Genomic DNA, 24,028 nt, shown 5'->3' on the forward strand with positions numbered 1-24,028 from the left:
ATTGATAAATCTCCGGAGATCGGAGGTTCTGAAAGTTAGAGGGTTTGACGGTGCTTACATCTTCCGATTCTTCCAAAACCGGGCAGCGAACAGCACCTTCGCAGAAGCGCGCGCGCAGCAAAGCGCGCCGCTGGTGGCTCTGGCTTCCCATCGCGGCAATCGTGGCCAGCGCGGGCTGGTATTTTTACGGCTCCGGTGAAGCTGGGGGCCAGAAGACCAGCTATCTCGCCGAAACGGTCACGCGCGGCGATATCGAAAACGCGATTACCGCCGTCGGCACACTCAGCGCGCTGCGCAGCATCAATGTCGGCGCGCAGGTCTCGGGCCAGCTTAAAAGCGTGAAAGTCGAAGTGGGTGATCAGGTCAAGCAGGGCGAGCTTATCGCCGAAATCGATCCATCGCCCTTTGAGAAGAAGGTGGAAATATCAAGCGCTCAACTCGACAATCTCAAGGCACAGCTTCTCAGCAAGCAAGCTCAGCTTACCCTGAAAAAGGCCAATGCGGCACGCCAACGCTCGCTTCTGGCCACACGCGGCGTATCGCAATCCACCGTTGATCAGGCCGATGCCGATCTCGCCATGGCCGATGCGGATGTGAAGGCGCTCGGCGCGCAAATCCGCCAGCAGGAAGCCCAGCTTGCCAGCGACAAGGTCGATCTCGGCTACACCAAGATTTACAGCCCCATGGAAGGCACAGTCGTCGATCAGGCCGCCAAGGAAGGCGAAACGCTGAATGCCGTGCAAAGCGCGCCGACCATTGTTACCGTGGCCGATCTTAAGGTCATGACGGTGGAAGCGCAGGTTTCGGAAGCCGATATCGGCAGGCTGAAGCCCGGAATGCCGGTCTATTTCACCCTGCTTGGCCAGCCGGAGAAGCGTTTTACCGGCACGCTGCGCCAGATCAAGCCGACGCCTGCGACCGAGAACAATGTCGTGCTCTATTATGCACTGTTCGACGTCCCGAACCCGACCGGCGAGCTGATGATCAACATGAGCACACAGGTCTATTTCATTCTCGATGAGGCGAAGGACGTGTTGATCGTCCCCTCCTCCGCGCTGAACTACAAGCGCGAAGGCCCCCAGAACCAGAGAGGCAAGCCGCAGATTTCGGTCAAGGTCGTGAGCGACAACGGCTCGATCACCGAACGTCAGGTTCAGATCGGCGTGCGCAATCGCGTGCAGACAGAGATCAAGAGCGGCCTTGAGGAAGGCGACAAGGTCGTCGTCACCAGCGCGTCCAGCGGAGCTGAAGCCGCCGCAGGACAGCGTGGCCGCAGGCCCGGCATGCGCCTGTTCTGATGAGCCGTCTCATGACCGAAAATCCCGTAACTGACACGCCCCTCATCAGACTGGATGATATCCGCAAGACCTATCACAATGGCGACCTTGCTGTTGAGGTGTTGCACGGCATCACGCTCGATATTCAGGCTGGAGAGTTCGTCGCGATCATGGGCGCGTCGGGCTCCGGCAAATCGACGCTGATGAACATTCTGGGCTGTCTCGACAGCCCGAGCGGCGGACAATATCTGCTCGACGGCGAGGACGTCTCGACACTGGATGCCGATGCGCTGGCAGCATTGCGTCGCCGAACCTTTGGCTTCGTCTTCCAGAGCTACAACCTCATCTCGACCTCGACCGCGCAGGAAAACGTCGAAGTGCCCGCGATCTATGCAGGCCTGCCCGCATCGGAGCGCCATGCGCGTGCCGCCGAATTGCTCAACTCGCTGAAACTCGGTGACCGCCTCGATCATCGCCCGAACCAGCTTTCAGGCGGCCAGCAGCAGCGCGTTTCCATCGCCCGTGCACTCATGAATGGCGGGCGCATCATTCTTGCCGACGAGCCGACAGGCGCACTCGACAGCCAGAGCGGCGAAGATGTGATGGAACTGCTGCGCTCCATGCACGCGCAGGGTCATACCGTCATCGTCATCACACATGCCCGCGAAGTGGCCGAACGCGCCGACCGGCTGATCGAAATCCGCGACGGCCAGATCCTTTCGGATACGGTAAAACGAGCTATTCCCGATACGCAGGCGCCGTTCCGGTTGCGGGAGAGCCTTGAAGGCAGTTCCGCCCGCATCGCCGATATTTCGGAAGCGGTGAAGATGGCGATGCGCGCCTTGCGGGCCAACATCTTCCGAACGATCCTTACTCTCCTCGGCATCATCATCGGCGTCAGTTCCGTTGTGACGATGCTCGCCATCGGCACCGGTGCGCAGAACTCGATTCTCGACCGCATCAATGCGATGGGCACCGATCTCATTCTGGTACGTCCGTCCATGGCGGGCTTCCGGGGAACAGGCTCGATAGCGACACTGGTCCCCGAAGATGCCACTGCCATTCTGGAACTGCCGAACATCAAAACCGCCGTCCCCGAAGTCACCGGCACCGTGACGCTGCGGCGTGGCAATGTCGATTACCAGTCGCAGGCAAACGGGACTGTCCCTGCCTTTTCCGAAGCCAAATCGTGGAAGGTTGCCACCGGCGACTTCATCAGCCAGAGCGATCTGGACAACTATGCGCCGGTCGCAGTTCTGGGCAAAACGGTCGTCAACACGCTGTTCCCCGATGGCAGCAATCCTATCGGGCAGTATATCCTGATCCAGAAGATTCCGTTTCAGGTCATCGGAACATTGGAACCGAAGGGCGCAGGCTTTGGCGGCTCGGATCAGGACGACGTGGTGATCGTACCGCTCTCCACCGGCAATCTGCGGCTGTTCGGCCAGAAATACGTGCGCACCATCACGGTGCAGGTGAAGGATTCCGACCTCATCAACACGACGCAGGAACAGATTCAGGACCTGCTCGACCAGCGCCACAAGAAGCAGGACACGATGATAACCAACATGTCCTCCATCCGCGAGGATGCGACGGCGATGGGCAATACGATGACGTTGTTTCTGGGTTCCGTCGCTGCAATCTCGCTTCTGGTCGGCGGCATCGGGGTCATGAACATCATGCTGGTGAGCGTGACGGAGCGCACCCGCGAAATCGGCGTGCGGATGGCAACCGGCGCAAGGCGGCGCGATATTCTGCTGCAATTCATCACCGAGGCATTGACCGTATCGGCCATTGGCGGGGCGTTCGGCGTCGTGATCGGACTGGGCGCTGCTGCCGTCGCAGGCTGGGCCGGGCTTTCAGTCGGCTACAGCTTGGGACCCGTCCTGCTGGCCTTCGCCTGTGCTTTCGCCACTGGCCTGATCTTCGGTTTCCTGCCTGCGCGCAAGGCTTCTCGCCTGCTCCCGGCTGTGGCACTGTCTTCTGAATAGAAAAACACTGATTGGAAGGCAGTGCAGCGATGATTCTCCTGAAGCGAGGCCTCTCCGTCGCAGCCATAGCGCTCGCTGCTATAGCTGCGCTGACGCAGCCCGGCCGCACGGAGACCTGCAACCGCCAAACCTTTGAAAGTACAAACTACATCATCTGCGATGCAAAGGCGGACGGCACAAGCTTGCATCTGTTCTGGAAAAATGGCGACGACGAGCCCTATCGCAATTTTTCGAAAATAGCCGACGCTGCCGCAAGCCGCGGTGAGACACTCGTTTTCGCGCTCAATGCCGGAATGTATCAGCCTGATTTTTCGCCGATGGGTCTCTACGTCGAAAATGGCCGTGAGCTTCGCCCGGCAAGCAAGACGACACCTGTTCGTGGGTCCGGGCCCGTACCGAACTTTTACAAGAAGCCGAACGGCATCTTCTACCTCGGCGACAAGGGTGCCGAAATCCTGCCGACAGGCCGTTTTCTGAAACAAAAGATCAAGCCGCAACTGGCCACCCAGTCCGGGCCGATGCTGGTTATCCGCAACCGGATCAATCCGATTTTCATCGTCGGCTCAACCGACAAGACCCGGCGCAGCGGTGTCGGCATTTGCAGTGGCGGCGCGATCCGATTCGCAGTCAGCGAAGACGCGGTCAATTTCCACGATTTCGCAAAATTGTTTCGAGACCATCTCCAATGCCCCAACGCCCTGTTTCTGGATGGCGGTGGCGGCGCTGGCATTTACGTTCCAGCGCTGGGACGGAATGATGTCTCGTGGCACGGCGGTTACGGCCCGATCTTCGGGTTTGTGGAGTAATGTTGAATCGGCAGAAAATGAAAAGGCCGGTCTGATCTCCAGACCGGCCTTTCAGATAATGCATTCTGCATTGCTTACTTGAACAGCAGCGGCAAGGTGATTGGCATACGCGCCTTGGCAATGGCTGCCGGCGGGGCAGGCACAGGCGAAGCTCGACGCGCTGCTTCCAGTGCAAGCTGATCGACCTCCGAATTACCGGACGAACCGGCCAGCTTGACCGAAAGCACGTTGCCAGACGGATCAATCACAAAGTTGATGACCACGCGTCCTTTGGCGTTGCGTGCCTTGCGCTGCATGAAACGCGTGTTACGCGCCATATGCGCATTCATCTTCGCCTGCCATTTGTTGGAGGCGACGCCCGCCGACGCAGAATTCTCGCCACGACGGTTCGCAGCAGCCTTCTCGCCCGCATCTGCATCCATGCGCGGCGCAGCAGCCTGACGGGTTTCTGGCGCCTTCTCGGCCTTCTTGGGCTTGGGCTTCTCGACCTTAGGTTGCTTCGGCTTTTCCGGTTTCGGCTTCTCAACCTTTTTCGGTTCTGGCTTCGGCTCCGGCTTGGGTTCCGGTTTCACTTCCGGCTTTTCGACCGGCAACGGAACAGCCACTTCGGGCTTTTCTGCCTCGACCACATCCGGAATGACTTCTTCCGGTTCCTGAACGGCTTGTGGTTCCGGCTCAGGCTCGGGCGGTTTCACCTCTTCCGGTTCAGGTGGTGTCGGTTCTTCCTGCACCGGTTCTGGCTGCGGGGCCGGTTCCGGCTCTGCCTGTTCCTGCGGTGCTTCAGCCGTTTCCGGCTGGGCTTCTTCCGCAACCTGTTCTTCCATCGGCGCTTCCGGCTCCAGCGCAAGTTCCACCACCATGGCGGCAACCTGCGAACCGTCAGGCTGATCCTGCTCCTGCGCCATATGGATGGCATAGGCACCGGCAGCATGAACGGTCAGGACAAGAATACCCGCACCGAGCCAGCGCCCCGCATCATGCCAGAAGGAATGATGATGAGTGTCAGCCGAAGCCACCTTTACAGGAGGATGGTCGGGCGGAAGTGCGTTCATTGCGCGGCTCCCTGCGCTGCGGGAGTTTGCGAGGCGGGGGCCGGTTGCGCAGGCACACCGGTGGGTGCGGCTCCGCTCTGATCCGCACCGACGGTTTCAAGACCGACCAGCGCAATCTTCAGATAACCGGCTTCACGCAGAAGATTCATCACACGCATCAATTCGCCATAGCCGACATTCTTGTCGGCACGCAGGAAGATACGCGCTTCCTTGTTTTTCTCCGACAGGCTGTCCAGCGCCACACCGAGGCGCTCGCGGGCAACGGTGTCATTGCCGACACTGATGCTGAGATCGTCCTTCAGGGTCACATAAAGCGGCTTGTCGGGACGGGGTGCAGGCGCTGCCGTCGAGGCAGGCAGATCCACCTTCACATCCACAGTCGCCAGAGGCGCTGCCACCATGAAAATGATGAGCAGAACCAACATGACGTCGATGAATGGCGTCACATTGATCTCGTGGTTCAGCTCGAGATCGTCACCGCCGCCTTCGCGAACTTTACCAGCCATGGTGCCTACTCCGCTGCGTGCAGCGTGCCTTCACGCACACCGGCCGTTCTGAAATCCAGATCGCGGCTGACAAGGCGCTCGACCCCTGCCGAAGCATCGGCCAGCAGCGACCGGTAGCCGGTGATGGAACGGGCGAACACATTGTAGATAACCACAGCAGGGATAGCTGCGACGAGACCGATGGCAGTTGCAAGCAAGGCTTCGGCAATACCCGGCGCAACGACGGCGAGGTTCGTCGTCTGCGCCTGGCTGATATTGATGAACGAATTCATGATGCCCCAGACCGTGCCGAACAGACCGACAAACGGCGCAACCGAACCGATGGTCGCAAGAATGCCAGTGCCCTTGGAAAGACGGCGTCCGGCCTTGGCCTCGATACGCGACAGGCGCGAGGAAACACGCTCCTTGAGGCCTTCGCCACCGGCGCGCGCCAGCGCAGGACCCGACAAGCGCACCTCATCTTCTGCAGCACGGACCAGAACTGCACCCGGTCCCTTTGCACCGTCCAACGCATGGACTGCTTCGGCAAGCGTTGCCGAATGACCGATAACTTTCAATGCCTTGGTAGCACGGCGACGCGCACCGGCCAGTTCAAGCGTCTTGGCGACCCAGACCGTCCATGTGGCGAGCGAAGCGATCGCGAGACCAATCATCACGGCCTTCACGACCCAATCCGCAGCCATGAACATGCCCCATGGCGACAGGTCGTGCGGAAGGATCAAACCGTTCTCACTTTCGACAGGTGCAGCAGCAGGCGCAGCTGTCTGGGACTGGATCAGTTCAGGCGAAGGTGCCGTAGCCGGTGTGGTTGCGGCCGGGGCAGACGCTCCCGGTTCGTTCGCAGGCGCCGGAGCAGCGACAGGCGCTGTATTGGCTGGTGCAGAACTGGAAGGCGCCTCTGCGGCGGGGGCGGCCGGGGCATTCGTCGATGGGGTTACGTCCTGGGCCAATGCAGAAGCCGCACCCAGCAAGCCGATGCCCATCGCCGCAGCCATGAAGCCTTTTCGCCAGAAACCAGTCATTTTGATCGCCTTTTGATTGTTCAAATCCGCGAGCACATGACTAAACCCTCATGCAGGCCGTCGCGCCGCTTGTTGGGCCTCTTCTTAACTCCCAATAACATGATGGCGCAAGTCATGTTTTCATTTTAAGGGCATTTTCGTCTTGCAATCCAAGGATTAGCGAACATTTTTCGCCTCTCGGCTTTTTGCCAGTTGCACATTCGTGCCAAATCAGACCTGATATGGTTAACCGCAGCGCTTGAGGATTGGATTTAAGAACAAATTCCGGGTGCTCGGGAGGAAATGCAGTTCCGGCCAAGCCGGAATCCGGAGGACATGCCTATGATGCTCAAGGATATCCAGACACTTGAACATGCGGCCCGTACTGCCATGGCAGGAAATGATGATCCGCTGCCGGTACAACAGCGTTCGCTGAAGCCATCACATGTGGGACTGGCCTTTATCATGCTGGCCGGTGCGGCTTACCTGATACTGGCCTGATGCTTGCTTGAGCCAGAAACTTTCAACTCAAAAGCGTTGTTTGCCCCATTTTTGCCATTGAAAAGACGCGGGTTTCACAATTTTGACGTTTGAATAACACAGATTTTGAGCGGAACGGAAACCGTTTCCCCTCGTTTTTTCTCCTGTAGACGGTGAGATTGCCTCTCGCCTTCGGTTTGCCTTAATTACCGACAGGAGTTTCCATGAAAAGACTTCTCGCCTCCACGGCTCTTGCCGCGCTGATTGCCTTGCCCGCCTTCGCGCAGGGTGGTTCACCGATCTTCTCCGACGAGAAACAGGAAAAGCCGATTGCCAGCGAGAACGGGTATTTCGTGGCGTCCCCCGGCCAGCTTCTGGTGTCAGGCTTCATCGGACAGGCGGTTTATAACGGCCCATCCAACGATGCCGCGAATATCGGGACGGTCAATGACATGATCCTCGGTGCCGATGGCAGTCCGCAGGCGGTGGTGATCGGGGTCGGCGGCTTTCTCGGTGTCGGGGAAAAGAACGTCGCAATCGGCTTCGATCACGTGTCGTGGGTGGTTCGTGAAGACGGTAAGCGCTGGCTGATCGTGGACGCCACCAAGGAACAGCTCGAAAAGGCGCCGGCATTCGACCGCAGCGCAGCTTTCGAAGCAGATGGCGTACCGCGCGCCGAACCGCCAGCCGCCGAAAAGACCATTACCACGCAGAAGGCGGACAGAATCATGCCTGATGGCATGAAGCCGGTTCCCTCCGAGGGACTAAGTGCGGACAAGCTCATCGGAGCCACGGTTTTCGGTGCGGATGAAACGAAGATCGGAACGGTCGGCGATGTCCTGATGACCGCCGACGGGCAGACAGAGGCATTCGTTGTCGACGTGGGCGGTTTCCTTGGCATCAATTCCAAGCCGGTGGCCGTTTCCATCGCCAATCTCGACGTTGCTACCGGCAAGGACGACAAGCTGAACGTCTTCACGCAGTTCACCAAAGAACAGCTGCAGGCACAGTCCGCCTATTCGGACGAAGCCTACAAGAAGGACCCGGAAGGCACGATCCTTCATGGCGAAGCGGAGTAAGGCTTCACGATATTTGCGGAGGCATTATCTGTAGTGCTTCCGCACTTTCCCGCCATTTACCCTGCCATTTACCATGACTTGCAACAACCGGCTGGTCTTGTTGCCGCTGATGGCTTGGCATGCAACCATTAAGCCAGCCGCACGTTATCCAAACGATAACCAGAGACTGAACAGGAGAGCTGATATGGCGCGTGCATCCGCGAAAACGAGCAAGATCGAAGAAAAGATCGAGGAAGCGCTGACCGATGCCAGCACGGAAGACCTGCAGGCCCAGGTCGAGCAGCTGAAGGAAGATATCGCTGCCATTGCGGCAACACTTGCCAATCTCGGTTCGCAGACCGTCCGCGACGCAAAACGCAGTGCGAAGGAAACCTACAAGAGCGCTTATATTCAGGGCGAGGACGCCATCGATGATCTGCGCAACAAGGCACAGGATGTTGAAGCCCAGCTGACGGCAACGGTGCGCGAACGCCCGATTGCCGCACTCGCCACTGCACTCGGCGTCGGCTATCTGCTGGCCCTGCTCTCGCGCCGCTGAGGCGGATCATGCTGAAAGCTCTCATGCCCCTATTGTCTGCGATGGCAGGCGAAGAACTGAAATTCGTCGCGGGTCAAACGAAACGTGCAGCGATTTTCGGTGCGGCCATCGCCGTCTTCGCAATCATCGCGATCACCTTTTTCTGCGTCGCCGCCTTTCTGGCACTGGCGCAGAACTATGGCGGGCCGCTGGCGGCTCTCATTCTCGCTGCATTGTCGCTGATCGCGGCGCTTCTCATTCTCGCAGTCCTGAAAATTCAGGCTGCGTCCGAGGCCAAAAAGCGCAAGCAGAAAATGGAGGCGGACAAATCGGCGATGGTAGCAGCGGCAGCAATCGCGACCGTGCCTGCCATCCTCAAACGGCCCATACTCGCCGCCGCCCTGCCGCTTGCAGGCATTGCTCTGGTCTCGCTGCTTTCTGACAAGAAAAAGCGCCCGCCGCAGAGCTGATAGCTTCAAGCAAACGCAAAAACGTCGGCTTCAAGCCGGCGTTTTGTTTTCCGCCTTCACCGCCAGCTTTATTTGCCAACCGGCATTTCGCCTTCTTCGGCTAGTGGTCTCATGAATCTACTGGATTTTTCGAATTTGACGTTTGAAACGAGATTTGTATCGGACGGATATCAAACGTCAAATTCAATCCACCAGCGACGACAAGCGGACAATCACTCTGGTTCCGACACCATCATCGGTCTTGCAGTAGACGGGCTTTTCGCCGAACTGCATGCAAAGCTGTTCGATCACCAGCGTACCGAGACCGTTCTTCTCGCCGGATTTCTGCTTGTCCTTGTCGAAGCCCACACCGTCATCTTCCACGACCAGCACCGGGATTGCATCTTCACCCGGCTTCAGGCTGATCCGGATATGCCCTTCCGGACGTCCCTTGAAAGCATGCTTGATCGCGTTGGTGACAAGCTCGCCCAGAATGATGCCAATTGTCGTCACATCGCGCGCCTTCAGATCAAGCGGCGCGAAATCGGTCGAAAATTCGATCTTGCGATCCTGACCGATAGCGGTTCGGATATCGTTGATGACGGTTCCGAGAAAATCGTCGACGCGGGCCGATTCCATATCCTCGCCCAGACGCAAGCGCCGATGCGCTGTCGATACCGTCTGGACGCGATCGCGAGCGGCTGCGAGAGCCGCGCGAGCATCCTCGCTGCGCGTCTGCCGCATCTGAAGGCCAAGCAGGGATGAAACGGTGGCCAATGAATTGCCGATGCGATGATTGGTGTCCTGCAGCAGAAGCTCGACCCGCTGGCGCTCCCGCTCGGCGATGCGGCGCTCGTGCTCAAGCTCGGCGGTCCGTTCCTGCACACGCTGTTCCAGCAATTGCTTTTCCGAACGCAGCGCCGTTTGCCCCTCGAACATGGACCGCGCATAACGCTGAACCCGGCTGAACAGCAGAAGCGCCAGCATGGCAGCTGAAGCCAGCGCCACGATAGACGTCGCCGTCATCCAGTAGCGCATGCGGTTGATCCGCTTGTTGCGTTCAAGAAGCTGTTGTTCTTCCGCATCGATGAATTGCGTGACTGTATTGGCAAGCTGATCCATCAGCACCTTGCCCTCATCGCCGCGCACTTTTTCAACCGCTGCCGCCACATCACCCGACTGGGCAAGATTGACCGTCTCGCGCACATCTTCCTGTTCGCGTTCGACCAGCGCGCGGATCTGCTGAACCCGCGCATCCTGCAGCGGGCTCTGATCTGTCAGGGCTTCGAGGTCGGCAAGCGTCTTGTCGACGCTCAGAATCGTATTGCGATACAGATCGAGATAAGTCTCATCCAGCGTCAGAAGATAGCCGCGACGGCTCATCTCGATATTGCTGGCAAGGCGCGCAACCTTGTCGACCTGCTGGCGCAACGCATAATTGCGGGAAATATCGACGACCTGATGATTGACCCCGGACGACAGAAACAACGTCATGATGGCCGACAGCAGCACAAGGCCGAGCGAAACGATAACCGCAACCGGCTTCGATGACGATTGAAGCAGTTTTTGCAACAAGGCTGATGGCAAGAACGCAACCCACAAACAAACGATCACTTTGCCGACAGGAAATATCAGCAGCTGCTAACCTACAAGTGGCAGGATAAAAAGCAATCGTTGTGGGCGAAAACAGGCGAAGGTTTGAGGTTTTAGCGCGATAAGCCCCCCTTTCATGGGAAAGAGGGGCAATTGATCATGCGTTATGCAAAGCTTCTCAAGGTCGCCCGCGATGAATCGGCATCCGGACCGTAGTCGCCTTCGCCTTCGATCTTGAGGATTTCCTGCAAGCGCGTGCGAGCACGGCTGACACGGCTCTTGATCGTGCCGACAGCACAGCCGCAGATTTCCGCAGCTTCCTCATAGGCAAAGCCCGAAGCGCCGATCAGAATGATCGCTTCGCGCTGATCGTCGGGCAATTGCTCTAATGCTGCGCGGAAATCCTGCAGATCAAGCGTGCCATATTGCGAAGGATGCACGGCGAGCTGTTCGCTGAACACGCCATCCGTGTCCTGCACTTCGCGGCCACGCTTGCGCATCTGCGTGTAGAATTCATTGCGCAGGATGGTGAAAAGCCAGGCCTTCATATTGGTCCCCATTTCAAAGGACTCCTGCTTGGCCCATGCTTTCATGATCGTATCTTGTACGAGATCATCTGCCTTGTCGTGCTGGCCAATCAGCGACACCGCAAAGGCGCGCAGGCTCGGCAGCGATGACAGAAGCTCTCGCTTGAACTGTGCATTACTCTCAACCGACGGACCGGGTGCTGTGTTCACGCATACTCTCCTGTTCAGCCTGATCGAGTTTTTGGAGAAGATCGAGGAAGCGATCCGGGATCGTCTCATCCTGTATCGAGGTGTACAGTGCCTTTAGTTTCAATCCGACTTCACAATTTGGTCCTAGTATATCCTTCTGAACGCGACGGGACGACCTGACCCCGGCTCCGTTCATGTGAAGGTTCTCTTTTTCTGCCATATCTTGATCGTTCCGGGCTCAATGCCCTACCCTATTAATCTAAGCCCCTGCTTGTCCGGAAAATGCGCGGCTTACCAAAAAGTTCCCTAATATATCTCCCAATCTCGGAACTTTTTTCAAAGCGCCCCGTTTAGAGTACCATAATGCTGCGCTCAAAGCATGGGCGGGAGGGGTCTAGAACCGTGTCCGCCAATGTGCATTCAATGAACGAAAGCGGCAGTTGAGGAGTTCCAATACCATGACGTTATCGACGCGTATCGCGCCGCACCTTCCCTATCTCCGTCGTTTTTCTCGTGCTCTTACCGGCTCCCAGGCTTCCGGCGACGCTTATGTTGCGGCTGCCCTTGAAGCCCTGATTGCCGATGTGAGCATTTTTCCGGACGCCTCGTCCGACCGGATCGGCCTCTATCGCCTTTTCTGCGATCTTTATAAGACGGCCTCGGTTCGCGTACCGGAACCAGCATCGGAATTTGCATGGGAACAGCAGGCTGCAAGAAATCTTTCGCATATCGCGCCCCTTCCGCGACAGGCATTCCTGCTTGTGGCGGTGGAAGGTTTTTCCGACAAGGAAGCCGCCGAAATTCTCGAACTGGACGATGTTGAACTGAGCCGTGTTCTCTCGGCTGCATCGACCGAGATTTCGCGTCAGGTGGCAACGCGCATCATGATTATCGAGGACGAACCGCTGATCGCGATGGATATCGAGCAGATGGTGGAAAGTCTCGGCCATGAAGTCGTCGGCATTGCGCGCACCAAGGATGAGGCTCTGGCGCTCTACAAACAGGAAAAGCCGCGTATGGTTCTGGCTGATATCCAGCTGGCCGATGGAAGCTCGGGCATCGATGCAGTGAATGAAATTCTGCAGAACGACACGATCCCAGTTATTTTCATCACCGCTTTCCCGGAACGTCTGCTGACCGGCGAGCGCCCGGAACCGACCTTCCTCGTCACCAAGCCGTTCAATCCGGATATGGTGAAGGCGCTGATCAGCCAGGCACTCTTCTTCGAAGAAGCCTCGCAGGTCGCAGCTTAAATTCAAAGGTCATAAACTCCCGAAAGGCGACAGCTTTCGGGAGTTTAATGTTGGCGCTTCAATACACCGCCAAATCACACCGCCTTAGGTCCTGACATGAGTATTTAGAGTTGTGAGCGCCTTAATTTACCCGGAAGCACGGAACCAACCTGGCCTGGATGTCGTTTCTCCTTCACACAATAAAAAGGAGACCGGACATGCTTTATTATGCGCTCGTATTTCTTGTGGTGGCACTCGTAGCAGGTGCGCTCGGTTTCGGCGGCATCGCTGGTGCGTCAGCCGGTATAGCGCAGATTCTGTTCTTCGTGTTCCTTGCTCTGCTCGTTATTTCGCTCATCGCTTCGGCGATCCGCAAGGCGTAACAGATATAAAATCAAAGGCTGTTTTTGACCTTCTGACTCACCAGCCTATATTGCTTCTTAATGAAATTCGCCGCCGCATCACGTCATGCGGCGGTTTATCGGTTCCAGAATTCGGGCCAGTTCAAGGATCACAAGACGATCGCTCGATCGAGACCCGCCGACCAGTCGATGAAATGGATGCCATGGCACGCAAATTTCCGCATAACTTTTCCGGAGCTTTTGCCGCTTTGCCAATGCGCGACCCAAATATTTGTTTCGTCGCATTCTCCTACGCAAAACCGCTTCGCACTTTTGCTGGAAATGCTCTGAATTCGGTTGCGGGATAATCGGGGCAGACATGACCGCTGGCGCAAAAGTTACCCTGCAAGAAACGGAACCTGACGCAGCCCGGCTGCGAGCCTTGCTGAGGGCCGTGCGCAACAGCAATGTCTGCGTTCTCTACCAGACACCCGATCTGATCTATTCCTGGGGGGAAAACATCCCGCTCTACTGGCAGGAAAAGTGGAAAATCGGTGGAAGTGACTGCGATTTCATTTTCTCCGTCACCTTGCACAAACTCGACGGCGCGAAGCGCGCGGCACTGGATACCGGCGAAGCGCAGAATGTGGAGATCGCCATCAATGATGGCGACAAGCTGCGCTGGATCGAATTTCACATCGACTGCGATCGTGATGATAACGGCAATATACTGGGCCTTGTCACCACGGCTATTGAAATCAGCGAACTGAAGCGACGCGAGCAGGTGCTGAAGACCCTCTTGCGTGAAGTCAGCCATCGCTCCAAGAACCTTCTGGCCATCGTGCAAAGCATTGCCAGCCAGACGGCACGCTTCACCGATTCCATCGACGACTTTCTGTTGAAGTTCCGCGGACGCATCCAGTCCCTATCCTATTCACAGGATCTGGTGACCGATTCGAACTGGCGCGGCGCACTGTTTCGCGATCTCGTGCATTCACAGGTCGAAAAATATATCGACGTCAGCGACGAACGCCTGAGCATCGATGGCGACAATCCCTATCTGTTCCCAGGCGCCGCATTGCATGTCGGCCTCGCGCTGCATGAACTGGTGGTCAACGCCACTTCCTTCGGCGGCCTCTCGATCCCTTATGGCCGGGTAAAGATTTCGGCGAAGGTCATCCATGTCGCCAGCGGCGATGACAGGCTGGAATTCCGCTGGGAAGAAACCAATCCGGCAATGCCCGAGGTTTTCGAGCACGATCCGCGCTTCGGCAGCGCGGTGCTGCAACGCATCGTCCCCGCCTCCGTCAATGGTCACGCCGATTATCGTATCGACGGAACCGGGGCCGTTTATTCGCTCGTCATCCCGACCGAACAGTTCGACGCCTGATCAGGCGCTAGCTCCTCAACGGCCACAAAAAAAGCCGCCATGGTCAGACCTGGGCCTGAACCACGGCGGCTTGCTCTGAATTTGCGGAACGCCAGCTGCATAACGTTTGACGGTTAGCGCGGCATTCTCGCCGCTCGCCTCGTGCGGGGAGGTTGAGGCGAACTCTGAAGGCCGCGTTGTGGGGGCGGGGTCACGACCTTCATGCGCGCTTAACGCCGCAGAAGAAACTTGGTTCCGTCAGTTTCGTATTTTTTTGCAATAAAGTTCCAGCCGGTGATGCACAATCTCGTAACCGAGCGATCGGGCGATCTCTTCCTGCAGTTTTTCGATCTTGTCGGAGCGGAATTCCACCACATCGCCGGAATCCATATCGATGATGTGATCATGATGCGCGCCGCTTGCCTGTTCGAAACGCGAAGGCCCTCCGGCGAAGGCGTGCCGGTGGATGGCGCCGCGTTCTTCGAGAAGCTTCATCGTGCGATAAACGGTCGAAAGCGAGATGCTGCTGTCGATCTCGACCGCGCGGCGAAAAATCTCCAGCGCGTCGGGATGATCTTCCGTCTCGGTCAATATGTTCAGGATGATCCGGCGCGGCCGCGTGATGCGGACACCTGCCTGGCGCAGTTCCTGTTCATAATCGGGTTTCTTGTATGATTCACTCATGCCCCGATTATGCACCGTCGCACCGCCAGTTGCAAATTTTTGCAACTGGACCAACCCCAATCTCCCCAACCCATTCCTGTGAATGTACTTTAGTGACTAAGATCCACTAACCGTTCGAATTCGAACCCGACAGCCTTGTCGTTCAGATGGTATTGTCCCCTGCCCACCCGCACGAAAAGCGCGTTGCCTTCCGGTTGGTTGTCTGTGCAGTTTTCGGCAAGGAACGAGAAGTATCTGGAATAAGGCCAGCCTGGAGCAACCCGGCGCACATCTCTAGGCGAGAAAGGTTCGGAAAGAATACCTTTCACCCGGACAGCATTATGGATTTGAGGATAAATATTCGATCCATTTTTCCACATGCATTAACTTTACCACCAGCACGCGCAACATTCATATCCCGCGAACACGGGATAATTGCAGATTTTCCGAATATAACGTCCAGACTTCGCCGCCAAAACGCTCATGTAATCATCTGTGATCTAGCGCTACTTTTTGTCTCCCGTTCTATTGCGAATGCGCTGTATCGGATTGTGAAATACGCTTATCCGGTAACTACGGAGAAATTCATGAAAGCAAAAATCTTATTCTTTGGAATGGCAATTGCAGCTCTCACGTCTTTCGGTGCGATGGCCCAGTCCAACGGCAATATAGCGCCAAACCAAACAAAACTACCGACGCCATACAAGACCGCAAGTCTGCTGATAGTTCCCGGACAGTCTGGCCAATGCTATTACGCCACGGGTACTGACTGCGTAAGCCAATGCGACATGGGCATCTGCAAGAAATGCCGGAATGGCTATTACGCATGTACTAAATTTGATCCGCCTCCCGTCAAGAAGTGATCCCTTGTTTAGAGTTCCGCAACGGCGGAACTCTTCTCCCAAATCCACGAATGAAGGGCATGGAAAAATCAGAAAATGCTCAGATAGATGAGCGGAGACAGACAGAGGAAGAGGCCGATGACCGCAACAAAACTGCGCCAGTAAAACAGGCCCCAAAGGCCGAAGACTATCGCCACAGGCGCAGTATAGATGCTGAATATGACAATATATCCATCATCGCCGACGCCAAAAAGCACGATATAGAAGAATATGAGTGCCGTCGCAGCACCAAAAGCCAGCGACACCACAGCAGAAAAGCACCAGTCCCGCTTGCGCACTAATCGGTGCGTACCCGCTTTATCCAGAGCCATTGCCAGTGATCGTCAGTCAGCTGGTGCAAGTACCGTGAAGAGCGCAGCTCCATCACGATCCAGCTCTTTGACTGCCACCGGATAGATGTCGCCTTCATGTGATCGGAGGCCGACCGCCGATGCCCCCATCGCGTCGGATATTGCATCCTTGCTGCCCCAGAACTTGCCGCGCTTTGTGAGGTCCACGCCGTCATCGGGAATAGCGACGCTATATTCCACCGCACCTTTATCGATACCATCACAGATGAGGTTCGCCGATCCGGTCTTGATTGAAACGCTCATCGTTCCTCCGCGCCTGATTGATCTCTTGTCGGGATCGACCCTAACGCGCATCCGCGAAAGTGTAAAATACTGTCTCCGGAAGAAGTGATGGTACGCCCAAGGGGAATCGAACCCCTGTTTGCGCCGTGAGAGGGCGCCGTCCTGACCGCTAGACGATGGGCGCTTAAGCCATGTCGCTGATATAATCGCCAAAGAGAAAAAGTGCAATCCTCGAAGGGAGAAACAAACAAGGCGGCAATCATGCCGCCCTGATCAGCCTCTATCCGCTTCATAGCAGGGCGCTGAGATGCTAACGCTATCCACGCCCTGAAAATGCTCAGTCGCCGCACGGGCTTAACCAAGTCTCGGTGAGTCAAACTCAACGCGACTTGGTATTATTCGACATTGCCGAGCTTGATGCGCCCGATGATGCGCGATTCGCGATAGTCATAGATGATGAGTTCCGTACCGCCATCCGGCAGCAGGGTTTCCAGCGAAAGTTCATTGCCGGAAAGGCTTTGCGAGAGAAGACGGGTGCCCGGCGTCAGGTTGATCTGCGATTCGATCAGCTTCGGCGGTTCCGGCTTTGCCGGAGCGGACGCAGCCTGTCCGGGGATATCCGAACGGGCTTCTTCCGCTGGCGGGGTTTCCGGCGCGCGATTGATCTTGTAGACAACGGCGACAAGCACGGCCATAAGACCGATCAGCATGACACCGATGGAGACGGCCAGAAGCCGGATCATTTTGCGGCGCACACGTTCCATGGCTGGATCAAGCTGGGGCTCGGCCTGTTCTTCCGGGTAATAGCCCTGCTGATAGTCCTGATAGCCTGAATCCTGATTATTCTGGTATCTCGGATAGTGTGGATCCTGCATTCAACGACTCCGGTTCGAACTTCGCCATGTTATGGCGTGTGCCGCGTGATAGAGCATTTTGCAGCCAAATGGAAACATTTGACGCCGCATAAATGCGGTAAAACCAAGAGATAGAGCTGTTCTGACGATTTCGTTAAAACACGCCCGCTCTCATAGAGGCCCATTCTCTTAAAGGAAAGACACGAGTGAAAGAGCTTACGACCGACTCCGATGCCACAGGCAAGCGTCTCGACCAGTGGCTGGCCGCAGCATTGGGGCCGGAACTCTCGCGCAGCCGCGTTCAGTCCCTGATTGCCGAAGGCCATGTGACCATCGACGGCGCACCCGCCCGTGAAGCCAAGCAAAAGCTGCGCGAAGGCATGACAATCGCCATCGTGCTGCCTGAGCCGGAACCAGCCGAACCCATCGCCGAGAACATACCGCTCGATATTCTTTACGAGGATGATGATCTCATCGTGATCAACAAGCCCGCCGGGCTTGTCGTTCACCCAGGCAACGGCAACTGGACGGGAACACTCGTCAATGCCCTTATATATCATTGTGGCGATAGCTTGTCGGGCATCGGTGGAATTCGCCGCCCCGGCATCGTTCATCGTCTCGACAAGGACACGAGCGGCGTCATGGTCGTGGCCAAGAATGACCGTTCGCATCGGCATTTGAGCGAACAATTTGCCGACCATGGCCGCACCGGCGATCTGGAACGCGCCTATCTCGCACTCGTCTGGGGCATGACAGAGCGCCCGCAGGGCTTCATCGATGCGCATCTTGGACGCTCGCATCGCGACCGCACCAAGCAGGCCGTGGTCAATGAAGAGCGCGAGGATGCCCGACACGCCATCACCCATTATGTGACGGTCGAAAAATTCGCCCCCCTTGAAGATGCAACCGCACTGGCCTCGCTCGTCGAATGCCGCCTTGAGACCGGCCGCACCCACCAGATCCGCGTGCACATGGCGCATATCGGCCATCCGCTTGTCGGCGACATGGACTATGGCAGCGCCTACAAGACCAAGGCCAACAAGCTGCCGGAACCGTTGAAAGAGGCCGTGCGCGGTTTCCACCGGCAGGCACTGCATGCCTGGCTGCTCGCCTTCACCCATCCGGCCACGGAGGAACTGATGCGTTTCGAAGCGCCGGTGCCGGAAGATATGGAGCACCTCCTGGAAAATTTCCGGAAGCATTCTATATAATACTGGCAACTATCGTGGTTGGCCGAAAGGATGGATAGCTGATAAACAACAGGCTGTTTCCATCATCAAGATCGGGGGGCGCGGCTGCAGTGAAAGCCGCTCTCTTGCCGCAAAAAACAATTCATTTCAGACCAAAGCGCATCCCGAAAAGTGGGAACCGGTTTTCGGGACAAGATGCGCGCAAAATAAAAAGACAGGGTATTTTCTGTGTTTCAGGAAATGCAGAAGATGCTCCAGCCACGCAACCTTTGGCCCTGAGCAGCGTTCACATTGTAGTGACAGATTGTTTCATGAGTTAAAGGATCGTGTTTTCGCCAAAATCATGCCTATATATGAGGGCTCGCGAGAGGGAAGTGCAGGAGGCAGCCCCCGCGACAGGTTCGCCAAACGGGAACCTGAAATTATAAAGGAGGGTGCTCTATGGCCCAGATGAATCTCCCAAGCATCACGTCCGGTGACGGTGGCCTTACCCGTTATCTGGAAGAAATTCGTCGCTTTCCCATGCTTGAGCCGCAGGAAGAATACATGCTGGCCAAGCGCTACCACGAACATACCGATCCCAAGGCTGCCCACAGGCTGGTGACAAGCCACCTGCGTCTCGTGGCCAAGATCGCCATGGGCTATCGCGGCTACGGCCTGCCGATTGGTGAAGTAATTTCCGAAGGCAATGTCGGTCTCATGCAGGCCGTGAAGCGTTTTGAACCTGAACGCGGTTTCCGTCTTGCCACCTATGCCATGTGGTGGATCAAGGCCTCGATCCAGGAATATATCCTGCGTTCTTGGAGCCTTGTGAAGATGGGAACGACCGCCAATCAGAAGCGCCTGTTCTTCAATCTGCGCAAGATGAAGAGCAAGATTCAGGCGCTCGATGATGGCGATCTTAACCCGGATCAGGTCAAGCAGATCGCAACCAAGCTCAAGGTCAGCGAAGACGAAGTGGTTTCCATGAACCGCCGTCTGTCCGGTGACGCGTCGCTGAATGCGCCCCTGCGCGCTTCGGAAGGCGAATCCGGCGAATGGCAGGACTGGCTGGTCGATGACAGCAGCAGCCAGGAGCAGGTTCTGATCGAGCAGGACGAGCTGGAAAACCGCCGCTCCATGCTCGAACAGGCGATGGATACGCTGAATGACCGTGAACGCCGCATTTTCGAGGCGCGCCGCCTCTCGGACGACCCGATGACGCTGGAAGACCTTTCCAGCGAGTTCGGTATCAGCCGCGAACGCGTGCGCCAGATCGAAGTGCGTGCGTTTGAAAAGGTGCAGGCCGCGGTGAAGGCCGCTGCCTACAAGCAGCAGAAGGCGCTGAACCATGTCGAGGAAGCGCACGCCTAAAGTCACAAGGCACCAAACCGACGCTGACAAGTTCTTTCTGCCGCAGACGGACAACCGTTCTGCGGCAGAATTATTTGGGCGTTACTGAGCCCCCTCGCCTTTGGCGAGTTCAAATCCTTCATCTATCCAGCCTGTCAGCCCGCCCGCCATGATCTTGACCGGCCGGTCGAGATTGGCGAGCCGCAAGGCGCCACGCGCCGCGCCATTGCAATGCGGTCCTGCACAATAGGTGACGAAAATCGTTTCCTGCGACCATTCCGCCATCTTGGACTCGATAATCTTGCCGTGCGGCAGATTGATTGCGCCCGGAATATGCGCCTCTGCAAAATGCACAGGGCTACGCACGTCGAGAAGCACGAAATCGGCTCCTTTGGACAAGGCATCGTGCACGTCCCAGCAATCCGTCTCGAATGTGAATTCGGCTGCGAAATGATCCCGCGCCAATGCGCTTGGCGCTGGCGGGATGGCAGTTACGGCTGATTTCCTGTCAGTCTTTGTCACACTATCCATGGGCGATCTCCTTTGTCTTCGGAAAGATTGTCGCCCATAATCCAATTCACTTGCAATTGGCGTGATTGACAATGTACGTAAAGATAATGACAAACCAAATACCAGACCTTAAAGGCCCACTCGTCGTAGCGCTTCTCTATGACCGGCTTTGCACCTTTGAATTCGGTATAGTCGCCGAAATCTTTGGCCTGCCCCGCCCTGAAATGGGACCGGGATGGTATCGCTTCGCCAGTTGCCCGATTGAAGACGGCCCGTTGCGTGCACATGGCGGGTTCGTCATCACGCCCGATGGCGGTCCCGATCTCATTGACGAGGCCGACATCATCATTATTCCGGGCTGGAAAGGTGCGGACATTCCGGTGCCGGAAGCCATCAGCGAAAGGCTGCGACACGCCCACCAGCGCGGAGCGCGCCTCGCCTCCATCTGTTCAGGGGCTTTCGTCCTGGCTGCGACGGGACTGCTCGACGGTGGCACCGCCACCACGCACTGGCGCTATGCCGACGCGCTGCGTAACAAACACCCCGCAATAGATGTCGATGATGCGTCGCTCTATCGCGAACATGATCGCATCTTCACTTCGGCCGGCAGCGCAGCCGGAATAGACCTCCTCATCGAAATCGTTCGACAGGATTTCGGAGCCACCGCCGCAAATTCCGTTGCCCGACGGCTGGTCATGCCTGCTCATCGCACGGGCGGCCAGGCACAGTTTCTCGAGCGTCCAGTCACAAGGCGCGAAGGCACCGCAATCAGCCCGGTTCTGGACAGGATGCGCGCCAATCTTGCCACGGAATGGACAATCGAGCGCATGGCGGCTGCGTGCCGGATGAGCCCACGCACATTCCTGCGGCGCTTTACTGAGGCAACCGGCGCCACGCCCGGCGACTGGCTCACCATGGAGCGTATTGCGGCTGCCAGGGAATTGCTCTCTCAGGGACAGGCGAGCATTGACGATGTTGCTGCTTCAGTCGGCTTTGGAAGCGCCCACACGCTTCGCCATCATTTCCGTCAGAAGATCGGGATCAGTCCGGCGGAATATCGCAGGCGGTTCCTCGCGGAAACTGTCATCCAAGCAATATAAAACCGTCAAATCACTGTAATGGATTGGCTTTAGGGACGAGGGTGTGTTTCACCCTGGAGCGGGCCAGTTGAAACGGATTCGTCGGAACCGCTCCAGCCTTTTGTTTTTACGCATGTCTTGTTCCGAAACCGGTTCCCACTTTCGGGAGACATGCTTCAGCCCGAAGGTCATCCCATGAAAAAGCTCCTGCTCGCCGCAGCTCTTGCGCTTACCGCTGCCACCGCCGCATCTGCTTCCGAATATGTCTCCTTCCTCGATTATCCGCAGAAGGAACAGGACGGGACGGAGTTCTTCACAGCCATCGAAATCCCGCAAGGCAGCTTCACCAAATATGAAATCGATGACAAGACCGGTCACATCGTCGTCGATCGCTACCAGTCCATGCCTGTGATTTATCCGGCCAATTACGGCTCGATCACCAGCACGCTTGCTGGCGACGGCGATCCGCTCGACGCGCTCATCTATACGCGTGAACCGATTGTTCCCGGCGCGATCATCAAGGTTCGTCCCATCGGCGTCCTGAAGATGATCGATGGTGGCGACCAGGACGACAAGATCGTCGCCGTCCCGACCAAGGACATCGATCCGACCTATGACAACATCAAGGAAATCACCGATCTGCCGAAGATCGAACAGCAGCGTCTCGAAGCTTTCTTCCGCGTCTACAAGCAGTTGCCGGAAGGCCGTAAGGTCGTTGAACTGGGCGGCTTCGACAGCGCCGAAGCAGCCCGAAACGAAATCGCCAAGGCCATCAAGGCTTTCGCTGAAAAGAAGTAACCGGCACCATCCCGGCTCGCGTCAAAATAAAAAAGGCCGCTTAAAGCGGCCTTTTTCTGTTTCGATATGTAAGACTAGTTCGTGCCGAGCACGTCGTTGAACGCCTTCTCGCCCGGCACGCCCTTTTCAAGGCTGATAAGGGCGCGGCGACCGTTGCGATAGGAGATCGGAATATCGATCCACTGCAGGCGGCGCATCAGTGAAAGATTGGTGTCCTGCGCCGTGCGGGCGTCGTTCAGCCACACGATAAAGAAGTTGTCGCCGATCTTCGACGGCACGGCGATCAGCGGATTGCCTGCCGCCTGTTCCGTGTCCTTGAAGGTAATGCGCTGTACATTGTCCACGACGCCGCCGGTAAACCCTTCTGGCACGGTGAAGACCAGCTCGATCAGATGGCTCGCCGGGATGGACTGATCCGTATTCTTGCGGATGGTCATCTTCAGCTCGACCTTGCTGGTCGGCATTGTAACGGTCGCGCGGACTGCCGGTTCAGCGGGTTGACCGTCTTCCGGGCTTTCCTCGATCGTCGACCAGACCACATTGCCACGCTCGACCGAATCCGAACCGGCGCCACCGCGTTCTTCATAAAGAAGCGCCTGCTGGCCGACGGCAACGGTCTGGTTCTGTCCGGGCTGCGCACCGGTCTGTGTATTGGTTTCAGCAGGTGCAGGCGTGGAAGCAGCGGTCGACGTACCCTCGCCGATACCGTTTGCAGCACCGGCAGATCCACTATCGGTTTCGCTGCCATCAGGCATCAGCCGCTGCGTCATTTTAGGTTCGCCTGCAGGCTGCTGCGGCTGTTCCGGTGTCTGCTCGCCACCCGTTGTCGCCGTGTTGGTGTCGGCTGGCGGAGTCGTCGAATCTTCGGGATGCGTCCCGGTATCGGAACCGGTCGCAGGCGCATCGCTGCGTCCAAGGCTCGACGCCAGTTCCTGAATCTTGCCCTTGTTGGCCCAGACCGCATAGCCAGCACCGCCGAGAACCAGAACGGCGACCAGAGCTGCAATCAGCCCCTTATAGGAACGCTGCTCCTTCTTGGAGGTGCGTTCGATATATTCGCTGCGGCGGGCCTGCGCCTTTTCCTTGGCGCGGTCCAGTTTCCAGTCGTCGCTGCGCTCGGCTGCAAAGGCCGGTGCGTCATCAACTTCACTGGAGAAATTGTCGCGACGCTCATCGCGCGGTGCACTGGAGAATGCGGGTTCGTCATCATCTTCATGCGACGGTACGCGCTCTGCTGCGTCCTGATTCGCCTCCTGCAGGAAATCTTCCAGCGCATCATCGACCGGCTCTTCCGGCGCGGTAGCGGCTGGCGGTGCATAAAAAGCTTCGACCTCGGCAATGGCATCTTCGAGAATATTACGCTGGCGGACAGCGACAGCCTGCGAGGCATTTGCCGTAACAAGCTTTTGCTCGATCGTTGCGCGCGCTTTCGCGTAAACGCGCTGGCGCAATTCGGGCGACTTGTCCGCCTGCGCATCGATCGTCTTTTTCAGTACCGCTACAAAATCCGCCATTCCGTCTTACCCGGTTTCCGCCCGTCCAGATGAACAATAAGCACAGGATGCAATAAATGTCCCAATAATCACAATAATCAAGGGAAAGCAAAGTCTCTGGCTACGATTTAGCGAAGACTTTCAAAATGATGCGGTGAAATAGTGGCAAAATTCACCCTGATGCGAAGCTTTGTACGGCCGATTGCGTTCTTTGTACAACGGTCGA

At 57.0% G+C, this 24,028-nt stretch carries 28 protein-coding genes and 1 tRNA gene; 15 read left to right on the forward strand and 14 right to left on the reverse strand.

Annotated elements, in window-relative coordinates; genetic code table 11:
• The first annotated feature begins 50 nt into the window (after positions 1–50).
• Genes KWJ32_RS18575 through KWJ32_RS18585 form a run of 3 tightly spaced genes read left to right on the forward strand, consistent with a single transcriptional unit; the run spans position 51 to position 4,074 of the window.
• A complete protein-coding gene (locus KWJ32_RS18575; protein ID WP_012091367.1) occupies positions 51–1,298 on the forward strand; it encodes an efflux RND transporter periplasmic adaptor subunit in 1,248 nt (415 codons plus the stop codon).
• A complete protein-coding gene (locus KWJ32_RS18580; RefSeq protein ID WP_040129099.1) occupies positions 1,298–3,268 on the forward strand; it encodes a MacB family efflux pump subunit in 1,971 nt (656 codons plus the stop codon). Before KWJ32_RS18575 ends, KWJ32_RS18580 begins: the two co-directional genes overlap by 1 nt.
• A gap of 29 nt (positions 3,269–3,297) precedes the next feature.
• Positions 3,298–4,074 (forward strand): phosphodiester glycosidase family protein, encoded by a 777-nt coding sequence (locus tag KWJ32_RS18585; RefSeq protein WP_012091365.1) that lies wholly within the window; start codon positions 3,298–3,300, stop codon positions 4,072–4,074.
• Between the two features lie 74 nt (positions 4,075–4,148).
• On the opposite strand, the gene KWJ32_RS18590 is transcribed toward KWJ32_RS18585, so the two are convergent.
• The 3 genes from KWJ32_RS18590 to exbB are packed head-to-tail and all read right to left on the reverse strand — an operon-like array spanning position 4,149 to position 6,690.
• Positions 4,149–5,126, reverse strand: a complete 978-nt coding sequence (locus KWJ32_RS18590) for an energy transducer TonB (protein ID WP_012091364.1) — start codon at positions 5,124–5,126, stop codon at positions 4,149–4,151.
• Complete coding sequence (gene exbD / locus KWJ32_RS18595) at positions 5,123–5,632, reverse strand: TonB system transport protein ExbD (RefSeq protein WP_012091363.1); 510 nt, start codon at positions 5,630–5,632, stop codon at positions 5,123–5,125. The genes KWJ32_RS18590 and exbD overlap by 4 nt, the downstream gene beginning before the upstream one ends.
• 5 nt (positions 5,633–5,637) lie before the next feature.
• Positions 5,638–6,690 carry a tonB-system energizer ExbB gene (gene exbB / locus KWJ32_RS18600; RefSeq protein WP_010661339.1) on the reverse strand — a complete coding sequence of 351 codons (1,053 nt, stop codon included), beginning with the start codon at positions 6,688–6,690 and terminating at the stop codon, positions 5,638–5,640.
• A gap of 285 nt (positions 6,691–6,975) precedes the next feature.
• On the opposite strand from exbB, the gene KWJ32_RS18605 reads away from it, so the two are divergent.
• The 4 genes from KWJ32_RS18605 (at position 6,976) to KWJ32_RS18620 (ending at position 9,179) form a co-directional block, all read left to right on the forward strand.
• Positions 6,976–7,134, forward strand: a complete 159-nt coding sequence (locus KWJ32_RS18605) for a hypothetical protein (RefSeq protein ID WP_167375580.1) — start codon at positions 6,976–6,978, stop codon at positions 7,132–7,134.
• A gap of 203 nt (positions 7,135–7,337) precedes the next feature.
• The gene (locus KWJ32_RS18610) at positions 7,338–8,192 is read left to right on the forward strand and encodes a PRC-barrel domain-containing protein (protein WP_010661341.1); all 855 of its coding nucleotides are present in this window, start codon (positions 7,338–7,340) and stop codon (positions 8,190–8,192) included.
• Between the two features lie 184 nt (positions 8,193–8,376).
• A complete protein-coding gene (locus tag KWJ32_RS18615; protein ID WP_010661342.1) occupies positions 8,377–8,730 on the forward strand; it encodes a DUF883 family protein in 354 nt (117 codons plus the stop codon).
• Between the two features lie 8 nt (positions 8,731–8,738).
• Positions 8,739–9,179 (forward strand): hypothetical protein, encoded by a 441-nt coding sequence (locus KWJ32_RS18620; protein WP_010661343.1) that lies wholly within the window; start codon positions 8,739–8,741, stop codon positions 9,177–9,179.
• A 183-nt stretch (positions 9,180–9,362) separates the two neighbouring features.
• Here the strand turns inward: KWJ32_RS18620 and KWJ32_RS18625 are convergent, their stop codons facing one another.
• From KWJ32_RS18625 to KWJ32_RS18635, 3 genes are all read right to left on the reverse strand, one after another.
• Positions 9,363–10,745, reverse strand: a complete 1,383-nt coding sequence (locus tag KWJ32_RS18625; protein ID WP_012091359.1) for a CHASE3 domain-containing protein — start codon at positions 10,743–10,745, stop codon at positions 9,363–9,365.
• Between the two features lie 170 nt (positions 10,746–10,915).
• On the reverse strand, positions 10,916–11,488 hold the full coding sequence (locus tag KWJ32_RS18630; protein ID WP_010661345.1) for an RNA polymerase sigma factor: 573 nt from the start codon (positions 11,486–11,488) through the stop codon (positions 10,916–10,918).
• Positions 11,460–11,687 carry a NepR family anti-sigma factor gene (locus tag KWJ32_RS18635; protein ID WP_012091358.1) on the reverse strand — a complete coding sequence of 76 codons (228 nt, stop codon included), beginning with the start codon at positions 11,685–11,687 and terminating at the stop codon, positions 11,460–11,462. Before KWJ32_RS18635 ends, KWJ32_RS18630 begins: the two co-directional genes overlap by 29 nt.
• 238 nt (positions 11,688–11,925) lie before the next feature.
• Between KWJ32_RS18635 and KWJ32_RS18640 the strand changes: the two genes are divergently transcribed.
• The 3 genes from KWJ32_RS18640 to KWJ32_RS18650 all read left to right on the forward strand — a co-directional run bounded on the left by KWJ32_RS18640 (position 11,926) and on the right by KWJ32_RS18650 (position 14,430).
• Positions 11,926–12,720 (forward strand): response regulator, encoded by a 795-nt coding sequence (locus tag KWJ32_RS18640; RefSeq protein WP_010661347.1) that lies wholly within the window; start codon positions 11,926–11,928, stop codon positions 12,718–12,720.
• Between the two features lie 197 nt (positions 12,721–12,917).
• Entirely contained in the window at positions 12,918–13,082 is a 165-nt protein-coding gene (locus tag KWJ32_RS18645) for a DUF1328 domain-containing protein (RefSeq protein WP_006473348.1), read from the forward strand.
• A 337-nt stretch (positions 13,083–13,419) separates the two neighbouring features.
• Complete coding sequence (locus KWJ32_RS18650) at positions 13,420–14,430, forward strand: PAS domain-containing sensor histidine kinase (RefSeq protein ID WP_012091357.1); 1,011 nt, start codon at positions 13,420–13,422, stop codon at positions 14,428–14,430.
• Positions 14,431–14,667: 237 nt separating this feature from the next.
• Here KWJ32_RS18650 and KWJ32_RS18655 read toward each other — a convergent pair whose 3' ends face one another.
• Together KWJ32_RS18655 and KWJ32_RS18660 are read right to left on the reverse strand one after the other, a co-directional pair.
• Positions 14,668–15,093: a Fur family transcriptional regulator gene (locus KWJ32_RS18655; RefSeq protein ID WP_010661349.1), complete on the reverse strand. Its 426-nt coding sequence runs from the start codon at positions 15,091–15,093 to the stop codon at positions 14,668–14,670.
• Positions 15,094–15,182: 89 nt separating this feature from the next.
• On the reverse strand, positions 15,183–15,452 hold the full coding sequence (locus tag KWJ32_RS18660; protein ID WP_012091356.1) for a hypothetical protein: 270 nt from the start codon (positions 15,450–15,452) through the stop codon (positions 15,183–15,185).
• 207 nt (positions 15,453–15,659) lie between these two features.
• Here KWJ32_RS18660 and KWJ32_RS18665 point away from each other — a divergent pair, with 207 nt between their 5' ends.
• On the forward strand, positions 15,660–15,935 hold the full coding sequence (locus tag KWJ32_RS18665) for a hypothetical protein (RefSeq protein ID WP_012091355.1): 276 nt from the start codon (positions 15,660–15,662) through the stop codon (positions 15,933–15,935).
• Between the two features lie 68 nt (positions 15,936–16,003).
• Here KWJ32_RS18665 and KWJ32_RS18670 read toward each other — a convergent pair whose 3' ends face one another.
• From KWJ32_RS18670 to KWJ32_RS18685, 4 genes are all read right to left on the reverse strand, one after another.
• Positions 16,004–16,285, reverse strand: coding sequence for a hypothetical protein (locus KWJ32_RS18670; protein ID WP_012091354.1), 282 nt, complete (start codon positions 16,283–16,285; stop codon positions 16,004–16,006).
• 12 nt (positions 16,286–16,297) lie between these two features.
• On the reverse strand, positions 16,298–16,567 hold the full coding sequence (locus KWJ32_RS18675) for a hypothetical protein (RefSeq protein WP_040129098.1): 270 nt from the start codon (positions 16,565–16,567) through the stop codon (positions 16,298–16,300).
• A gap of 88 nt (positions 16,568–16,655) precedes the next feature.
• Positions 16,656–16,730: transfer RNA gene (locus KWJ32_RS18680), tRNA-Glu, on the reverse strand.
• 211 nt (positions 16,731–16,941) lie between these two features.
• Positions 16,942–17,421 carry a hypothetical protein gene (locus KWJ32_RS18685; RefSeq protein ID WP_012091352.1) on the reverse strand — a complete coding sequence of 160 codons (480 nt, stop codon included), beginning with the start codon at positions 17,419–17,421 and terminating at the stop codon, positions 16,942–16,944.
• Between the two features lie 185 nt (positions 17,422–17,606).
• On the opposite strand from KWJ32_RS18685, the gene KWJ32_RS18690 reads away from it, so the two are divergent.
• Positions 17,607–18,611: an RluA family pseudouridine synthase gene (locus tag KWJ32_RS18690; protein ID WP_012091351.1), complete on the forward strand. Its 1,005-nt coding sequence runs from the start codon at positions 17,607–17,609 to the stop codon at positions 18,609–18,611.
• A gap of 420 nt (positions 18,612–19,031) precedes the next feature.
• Positions 19,032–19,943 (forward strand): RNA polymerase sigma factor RpoH, encoded by a 912-nt coding sequence (gene rpoH, locus KWJ32_RS18695; RefSeq protein ID WP_010661355.1) that lies wholly within the window; start codon positions 19,032–19,034, stop codon positions 19,941–19,943.
• Between the two features lie 81 nt (positions 19,944–20,024).
• Here rpoH and KWJ32_RS18700 read toward each other — a convergent pair whose 3' ends face one another.
• Positions 20,025–20,453 (reverse strand): rhodanese-like domain-containing protein, encoded by a 429-nt coding sequence (locus KWJ32_RS18700; RefSeq protein WP_012091350.1) that lies wholly within the window; start codon positions 20,451–20,453, stop codon positions 20,025–20,027.
• Between the two features lie 86 nt (positions 20,454–20,539).
• Here KWJ32_RS18700 and ftrA point away from each other — a divergent pair, with 86 nt between their 5' ends.
• Both ftrA and KWJ32_RS18710 read left to right on the forward strand, forming a co-directional pair.
• Positions 20,540–21,532: a transcriptional regulator FtrA gene (ftrA, locus tag KWJ32_RS18705; RefSeq protein WP_040129097.1), complete on the forward strand. Its 993-nt coding sequence runs from the start codon at positions 20,540–20,542 to the stop codon at positions 21,530–21,532.
• A gap of 174 nt (positions 21,533–21,706) precedes the next feature.
• Positions 21,707–22,309 carry an inorganic diphosphatase gene (locus KWJ32_RS18710; protein ID WP_012091348.1) on the forward strand — a complete coding sequence of 201 codons (603 nt, stop codon included), beginning with the start codon at positions 21,707–21,709 and terminating at the stop codon, positions 22,307–22,309.
• 74 nt (positions 22,310–22,383) lie between these two features.
• On the opposite strand, the gene KWJ32_RS18715 is transcribed toward KWJ32_RS18710, so the two are convergent.
• Entirely contained in the window at positions 22,384–23,823 is a 1,440-nt protein-coding gene (locus KWJ32_RS18715; RefSeq protein ID WP_151610305.1) for a transcriptional regulator, read from the reverse strand.
• Positions 23,824–24,028 lie beyond the last annotated feature (205 nt).

Source organism: Ochrobactrum sp. BTU2 (genome assembly GCF_024539785.1).
Classification (GTDB): Bacteria; Pseudomonadota; Alphaproteobacteria; order Rhizobiales; family Rhizobiaceae; genus Brucella; species Brucella anthropi.

Bases quoted from the DNA above. Each gene is read 5' to 3' on its own strand.
- KWJ32_RS18700 (WP_012091350.1), bottom strand. From the start codon at position 20,453: ATGGATAGTGTGACAAAGACTGACAGGAAATCAGCCGTAACTGCCATC.
- KWJ32_RS18655 (WP_010661349.1), bottom strand. From the start codon at position 15,093: ATGAGTGAATCATACAAGAAACCCGATTATGAACAGGAACTGCGCCAG.
- KWJ32_RS18660 (WP_012091356.1), bottom strand. From the start codon at position 15,452: ATGTGGAAAAATGGATCGAATATTTATCCTCAAATCCATAATGCTGTC.
- KWJ32_RS18615 (WP_010661342.1), top strand. From the start codon at position 8,377: ATGGCGCGTGCATCCGCGAAAACGAGCAAGATCGAAGAAAAGATCGAG.
- KWJ32_RS18580 (WP_040129099.1), top strand. From the start codon at position 1,298: ATGAGCCGTCTCATGACCGAAAATCCCGTAACTGACACGCCCCTCATC.
- ftrA (WP_040129097.1), top strand. From the start codon at position 20,540: ATGACAAACCAAATACCAGACCTTAAAGGCCCACTCGTCGTAGCGCTT.
- KWJ32_RS18620 (WP_010661343.1), top strand. From the start codon at position 8,739: ATGCTGAAAGCTCTCATGCCCCTATTGTCTGCGATGGCAGGCGAAGAA.
- KWJ32_RS18715 (WP_151610305.1), bottom strand. From the start codon at position 23,823: ATGGCGGATTTTGTAGCGGTACTGAAAAAGACGATCGATGCGCAGGCG.
- KWJ32_RS18640 (WP_010661347.1), top strand. From the start codon at position 11,926: ATGACGTTATCGACGCGTATCGCGCCGCACCTTCCCTATCTCCGTCGT.
- KWJ32_RS18585 (WP_012091365.1), top strand. From the start codon at position 3,298: ATGATTCTCCTGAAGCGAGGCCTCTCCGTCGCAGCCATAGCGCTCGCT.
- KWJ32_RS18665 (WP_012091355.1), top strand. From the start codon at position 15,660: ATGAAAGCAAAAATCTTATTCTTTGGAATGGCAATTGCAGCTCTCACG.
- exbD (WP_012091363.1), bottom strand. From the start codon at position 5,632: ATGGCTGGTAAAGTTCGCGAAGGCGGCGGTGACGATCTCGAGCTGAAC.
- rpoH (WP_010661355.1), top strand. From the start codon at position 19,032: ATGGCCCAGATGAATCTCCCAAGCATCACGTCCGGTGACGGTGGCCTT.
- KWJ32_RS18635 (WP_012091358.1), bottom strand. From the start codon at position 11,687: ATGGCAGAAAAAGAGAACCTTCACATGAACGGAGCCGGGGTCAGGTCG.
- KWJ32_RS18710 (WP_012091348.1), top strand. From the start codon at position 21,707: ATGAAAAAGCTCCTGCTCGCCGCAGCTCTTGCGCTTACCGCTGCCACC.
- KWJ32_RS18650 (WP_012091357.1), top strand. From the start codon at position 13,420: ATGACCGCTGGCGCAAAAGTTACCCTGCAAGAAACGGAACCTGACGCA.
- KWJ32_RS18685 (WP_012091352.1), bottom strand. From the start codon at position 17,421: ATGCAGGATCCACACTATCCGAGATACCAGAATAATCAGGATTCAGGC.
- KWJ32_RS18610 (WP_010661341.1), top strand. From the start codon at position 7,338: ATGAAAAGACTTCTCGCCTCCACGGCTCTTGCCGCGCTGATTGCCTTG.
- KWJ32_RS18670 (WP_012091354.1), bottom strand. From the start codon at position 16,285: ATGGCTCTGGATAAAGCGGGTACGCACCGATTAGTGCGCAAGCGGGAC.
- KWJ32_RS18645 (WP_006473348.1), top strand. From the start codon at position 12,918: ATGCTTTATTATGCGCTCGTATTTCTTGTGGTGGCACTCGTAGCAGGT.
- KWJ32_RS18675 (WP_040129098.1), bottom strand. From the start codon at position 16,567: ATGAGCGTTTCAATCAAGACCGGATCGGCGAACCTCATCTGTGATGGT.
- KWJ32_RS18590 (WP_012091364.1), bottom strand. From the start codon at position 5,126: ATGAACGCACTTCCGCCCGACCATCCTCCTGTAAAGGTGGCTTCGGCT.
- KWJ32_RS18605 (WP_167375580.1), top strand. From the start codon at position 6,976: ATGATGCTCAAGGATATCCAGACACTTGAACATGCGGCCCGTACTGCC.